The following is a 4098-nucleotide window of genomic DNA, read 5'->3' as shown; positions in this document are numbered from 1 at the left end:
CGTAAACCAGATACGTGACCAGACTGGCGGCCAAGTAGAACCACAGTACCAGGCGAGGCAGTTGGTCGCTCAAGACCAACAGTCCGACCAGCACCAAGAACAGCCATGCGGCGATCACCGGCAATGACGTATTATTGTGAACGCCGCGATTCACCGTTGGACCTCCCCTCGCTTCGCTCGACCCTCCTGCCAGGAGGGTGACTTTGAAAACTGCACGACCTCCACAAGGGAGGGTTTCGACAAACGAGGGACTTCACCCCGTCCGCCTGGACGAGGATCCGACGTGTCCGGCACGTGTCCCCGTTGTTCCTTACCGAATTCCCGCCGGACGGCTGGCCACACGTTGGTGTTCGGTTGTTTTGCCGATCGAAATGCCGACCCAACCGTCACGCAATTCAAACTGCGTGATCCCACTCTGTTCCGGCAAGCGTTCGGCCAACAATTCCGGCGACGTCAATTGCAACGGGCGTGTCGGCGAGAGCACTTTGTTGAAAATCGCTCGGACCGGGAATCGCTGTCGCATCGACATGCCGGGGCCGCTGATGCTGAGATGCCCGTGGCGAACCAAGGCGGCATTGAGCCCGTCGATCTGGGCCGTGTAAGCCGCTCGGACGATGAAGTTTCTCAGCCGCACGCGATCGCCTTGCAGGCGGATGATTCGCATCGTGATCCATACCTTGCCGTCTTCGATTTCCACCGTGATCGGTCGATGCTTGGCGAATTGGATCATGATGTCTTCGGGCAGATCGTCCGGCAGCGGACGGTCGCTCGCACCGAGCACGTCAAAGCATTGCGTCAACACCTGATCGATCGGCAGCGTCTCATCCTGGGGGACCAATTGTTCCAGCGTGTTGTTGATCGCCGATTGGTGCAATTGCACGCTGAACAGGTTGTCGCTGAGTGCCCGTGGTCGCGGCGTCATCGCGGCCAGTTGCCAATCGCCGGCCATGCGATAGCGTGCCATCAATCGTGACGAGGTCGAACTCATGTCGATCACGCGGGGTTCCAACTGAAGTCGATTCAACGGGCCGAGGATCGTTTCGCTGAACTTCGCCGTCGCCTGGTCGACCTTTTCCGTCACACTGCGGTCGATCTCGTCACCGATTTGCGATCGAATTCGATTGCGGCCGATGCGGTCGGCCAGAGACGCTTTTTCGAAATACTGGGTTTCGGCGATGCTCTGGACCAACGTTCCGACCAGGGGCCAAGCATCATAGGTCGTATTGATTCCACGCAGTCGCGATCGGCCGCCGACGTTGACCGAGGGATCGCCGAGGAAGATATCGTCCGGTTTGATGGAGATTGGCGTGGCCGCGGTATACGGATTCACGCTGGTCGTCTTGATCGCCGCCGGCCCACTGCGTCCGACGCTGCGTGTGGACACATTACCGATCGTTTCCAACGTCAATTCCCACGTCGACGGCGATGGGATCAGACGCAACCGCAGATCGGTGCTGACGCGGCTGATGCCGGTCACTCGGCTGCCCAGCATCGTGGTTCGAAGCGGAACCTCGCGGGTCGGCAATTGCGGCATCAAATCTCGCAACAGTTCTTCGCTGAGCGAAAAGCGGACGTTCGCGTTGCGATAGTGCGTGTCCAGGTTGGCCGACAGTTGTTGGGCCTGGGGATGATTGGCATGACCGAGTGCCTGCATCGACTGTGCGATCTCGGCGGTCACCAAATCGATCGCGTTGGACTCCGCCCTTTCGATCTGGTGCAACAAGGCCGAGTAATCGATCGCGCCGCTGGCCCAGGGCTTGATCGCGACGGCGACGTCGTTGACCGTCGGGTCGGCGAGGAAACGCTGATGCGGTGCCGCCAAATTCGGCCACGTCAAACGCGACAAGAATTTCTGAGCGACCTCACGGCGTGCGTTGTCATCGCCGGACTCAAACGCGTCACGAACCGACTCCAGCAACAGGAACTTCGACCAGCCTGCCGCGTCACCGGTGACTACCAATCGGCTTTCCAACCGATCAATCGCGTCGGCGACCGACGGCAAGTCATCACCGACATGCTGAACCGCGGGGAAGTTGCCCGAATTGATTTTGAAGATCGGCTCCCACACCGCCAAACGTCGTTCGATCGAATACGCCGCTTGAAGCCACGCCACTCGGCGACTTCGCGAACGCAAGGACTCCGCTTCGACCGATGCAAACTGTTCCAGGTGTTTCAGTTCGTGCAGCAAGGGCTCGACGTCGCGTTGGCCGAGACGATTGGCTTGGTGAAGTCGGCTCAGCAGATCACGAACCTGCTTGGACCATTCGAGCAGTTCGTGGTGACCGATCGTTGAGACCGGCGTCGTCGCCGGATCAAGGTCGAAATCATCAGCCGGCAAGTCCGTTCGAATGACAATCGATTCAAGGATGTCCAGTTGTTCGATCAATCGATGCGGGACCGGCCACGCGGCCGAACGCGGCTGGGTCAGTTTTCGAGTCGAACCGACGTCCTCTGCATCACTCTCCTTTTGCCGCGTGACCTCGGAAACCTCGGGCGGAGCCTGGGCGTCGGGCGAGCTGTCGTTTTTGCCGGGCGTCGCAGCAGGCGTGACCGATTTCTCTTCGGCACCCAACAAATCCGTGGCGGGTTCGCCCGGAGTCGCCTCGATTTGGTTCCGGTCGGGTGCGAGATCGGCGACCGTCGCGGCGGGTGCTTCGAACGCCGAAGGCAAGGCGACATCGTAGGTCGGACGTTCGGCCATGCGGGGCGTGGTGTCATCCAAACGCACGTGCGGCTGTCCTTGTGACAGCGGTCGCTCATCGGCGAAGAACACATCGGGATCGATTCGAATCACCATCGCGTCCGGCGACGCGACCTTCGCCACATCCAGCTCGACCGAAACGCGGTGTTCCGCCGGCGGAGCCAGTTCCAAGACCGGCAGATCCCCGCTGGAGGCCCCGCCAGAAGCATCATCAAAATCGGCATCAAAGCCGAAGATGTCGCTGTAGCTGTCCAGCGAGGGCGCTGGGATGCCAGCGATGCTCGGCTGCTGAAGCTCGAACGACGCGTCGCTCCAGGATTCGATCTGCGACAATTCGGCCCAGGCATCCGCGACAGCTCCGCGGGCCGGTGACGCGGTCGTCCGGGCGGCTGCTTGGCCCGTCGACGCCATCCGACCAGATGACAAGCCTGCCGCCGTGGCACTGACGCGGGGGACGTCCGGCTGGATCGCTGGGGGCCGGATCGTTGGGGGCAGGATCGTCCGGGCCAAGCCTGAGGTTTTCCAAAGCGAGACGGCACCGGAGACAATCATTCTTGCCCCGGGATCGGCCTGCATCCCCAGCCAGCTGAGTCCGGTCACGAAAAGAGACGCCGTCAGCGGCCACATCACGAGGGAACGTTTCACATCCTTGCGCATCGAAAGACCATCGGTCAAAAGAGAAAAGCATACGGTTTCCATTTCCGCCTGGGCTGTGAATCGGCCAGATCACTTTGGCGGGTCCAGCGCGGTTGCCAAGTGCTGCGAAAACTCGCCAAACGCCATGACGGCTGTTTGCCCGTCGATTTCCCCTAATCCGCAATTCTTGCCAATTTTACTCATGCTGCCACGGCCCCACCCACGATGCCGGGTGTACGAAAACGCCCTGTCTCGCAAGACTATTGCCTGCAACCCAGATCCCGGCCAGCACAGATGTCGGGGCGGAAAAGAATGAATCCTTACGGAGTGGAGATGGCGAAGAAAAAGGCAAACGCGGCGTTCGAATACGTGGAGCCGATCGGCGATCGAGTTTTGGTCCGCAAGGACGAACCCAAACGCGAAACCCGCGGCGGCATCGCGCTTCCCGATGCGGCCGAAATCCCGACGATCACCGGACGCATCGTGACCATCAGCGCCGTGGTCGAAAACGACGAAGAGCTGCCGCTGCGCCAATACGACAAGATCCTCTTCCACCCCAAGAACGCCGTTCCGGTTGACCTGGAACATGACAACCAGCTGTTTGTCGTCCCGGTCGATGATATCGTCGCGGTGTTCCGCCGGAACAAACCCGAAGACGATTGACGCCGCCGCCCGGGTGGCTCGCCGGGGGACACCGATTGTAGAACGAAACTTTTTGTAACCTATTTAGATTCTCTCCCCCTGGGAGAGAGGGCGTTTGC

The 4098-nt window shown here is 60.4% G+C and carries 2 protein-coding genes; one reads left to right on the top strand and one right to left on the bottom strand.

Annotated elements, in window-relative coordinates:
• Positions 1–310: 310 nt before the first annotated feature.
• Entirely contained in the window at positions 311–3346 is a 3036-nt protein-coding gene (locus tag NZK35_RS30900) for a hypothetical protein (RefSeq protein WP_259636392.1), read from the bottom strand.
• 324 nt (positions 3347–3670) lie between these two features.
• Between NZK35_RS30900 and NZK35_RS30895 the strand changes: the two genes are divergently transcribed.
• Positions 3671–4000, top strand: coding sequence for a co-chaperone GroES (locus NZK35_RS30895; protein ID WP_145392594.1), 330 nt, complete (start codon positions 3671–3673; stop codon positions 3998–4000).
• Positions 4001–4098 lie beyond the last annotated feature (98 nt).

Source organism: Stieleria sedimenti (assembly GCF_025060895.1).
In the GTDB taxonomy this organism is placed as follows: domain Bacteria; phylum Planctomycetota; class Planctomycetia; order Pirellulales; family Pirellulaceae; genus Stieleria; species Stieleria sedimenti.
The sequence above is the reverse complement of the archived record's forward strand: the minus strand, read 5'-3'. Positions and strand labels throughout refer to the sequence as shown.

Bases quoted from the DNA above. Each gene is read 5' to 3' on its own strand.
- NZK35_RS30895 (WP_145392594.1), top strand. From the start codon at position 3,671: ATGGCGAAGAAAAAGGCAAACGCGGCGTTCGAATACGTGGAGCCGATC.